Source organism: Ideonella sp. B508-1 (assembly GCF_000333615.1).
Taxonomy (GTDB): Bacteria; Pseudomonadota; Gammaproteobacteria; order Burkholderiales; family Burkholderiaceae_C; genus Ideonella.
This window is the reverse complement of record NZ_BADL01000207.1, coordinates 1-1,446: the sequence shown is the minus strand read 5'-3', so window position 1 is coordinate 1,446 and position 1,446 is coordinate 1. Positions and strand designations below refer to the sequence as shown.

2 protein-coding genes are annotated in these 1,446 nt (G+C 67.0%); one reads left to right on the top strand and one right to left on the bottom strand.

Annotation, left to right across the window (positions count from 1 at the left end):
- Positions 1 to 177 precede the first annotated feature (177 nt).
- Positions 178 to 750 (bottom strand): GIY-YIG nuclease family protein, encoded by a 573-nt coding sequence (locus I73_RS30850; RefSeq protein WP_083876648.1) that lies wholly within the window; start codon positions 748 to 750, stop codon positions 178 to 180.
- 345 nt (positions 751 to 1,095) lie between these two features.
- Between I73_RS30850 and I73_RS09015 the strand changes: the two genes are divergently transcribed.
- A complete protein-coding gene (locus I73_RS09015) occupies positions 1,096 to 1,350 on the top strand; it encodes a hypothetical protein (RefSeq protein WP_022980310.1) in 255 nt (84 codons plus the stop codon).
- Positions 1,351 to 1,446 lie beyond the last annotated feature (96 nt).

Here is a 1,446-nt window from a genome sequence, read left to right as displayed (position 1 = left end):
ATCCACGCCCAACTGGCCGCCGAGGCGAACGCCCAGGCCAGCCTGAGCCTGTAGCGCCGGGAGGGTGGGGCGGCTTCCACCCTCGGGGGGATCGACCCCCCGAGTGCGGCGGTTCTTGGGGCGCTAGGCGCCCCCGCCACCGGGGCATCCCCCGCCATGCGCTTCGCGCGTGGGCGACTACGCCGCCCAGGGCTTGATGGCTTCCCAAAGGTCAGCCCGAATGTCCCGATAGCGGCCGAAGAAAAATTCGCGGCTCTTGTTCGCGCGCCGAGCGTCCAGGGCGCGAAACACGCTGGCTTCGGCTGCCTTCGCATCCGTGACGATCCAGGCTTCCACCACCTCGAATCGAACCGGCGAGGCTGTGACTCCTGACAACTCAGCAGCGCGCTGTTCCGGGTTGACTGTGGTGAAGCCGATCTTGTAAAGGTCGCGGACATGAGATGGGCACCGCATCACATAGATGTAAGCCCCTTTTCCCAGCAACTTCGGGATCTCTTTGACGCGCGACTTGAACTCATCAGTGTCGCCATAGCTCATCAAACGGCAGGCCTCGTCAACCGTGGAGCGCAGCGCTTGAGCGATGGCCGCAGCGTTCCACGGCAATTCCTTCCCGTGTTGCTGCATTGCCCAGCGCTGCCACGCTACCGCCTCGGCACGGGTGGGCAGGGTCTTCCTGACCCTGCGTCCACCACGGCCGCCAGGCTGAACATCTACTTTCCATTGCCCGTCATCCGTTGGTTTGATTGACATGACCGAACACACTCCAGCAAACGACCAAAGGCGCCGGCCTCCTGCCGGCGAGGGATGAAATCGAGGTTTCGCGCGCGAAACCGCACGTGGCCGCCGATGCCGAGCGCCTGGACGGCGACCCGGCGTATCTCGCCGGGCTTGCGCCCTGGTTCGGAGCGGCCTAGGGCCGCTGACGGTGGGGTGGGTGGGCTTGCTGCTACGACACAGCCTACCAGCCCGTTCTCGCCCTCAAGGGCTGCGCCTGGCCAGCCAGGCTTGCGGCCGATGGCCGTCACGACCCTTGACCGCTGCGCTGCGGGCCGATCCCGAGGTGTCGGGCAATCCCGCCCGCAGAAAGGATCTCCGATGACCATCACCGCCGACACCACGGGCGCACTCAAGACGCGTGGCATGCTGCTGGGCAGCTCGCCGACGCTCGACGGCGCCAAGCGCCTGATCGCCTCGTTCTACTGCACGGAGCCCGAGCGCATCCACCTGACGCGCATCGAGGGAGCGCGCGAGCAGCGACAGTGGACGGTGGCGGTGGGCGACCGCGCCATGGAAGCGGTGCGCGTCTTCCCGCATCGCGGGCGCTTCCAGTTCGCCAAGTGCGAGGGCTGACCCTCGCCATCGGCTCGGCCTGCCCCTCGGGGCAGGCTCTTCGCCTGTAGCCAGCCAGCACCGGCCTGGTGGCCGGTGAGAGCTGAAGTCAGAGGT

Bases quoted from the DNA above. Each gene is read 5' to 3' on its own strand.
- I73_RS30850 (WP_083876648.1), bottom strand. From the start codon at position 750: ATGTCAATCAAACCAACGGATGACGGGCAATGGAAAGTAGATGTTCAG.
- I73_RS09015 (WP_022980310.1), top strand. From the start codon at position 1,096: ATGACCATCACCGCCGACACCACGGGCGCACTCAAGACGCGTGGCATG.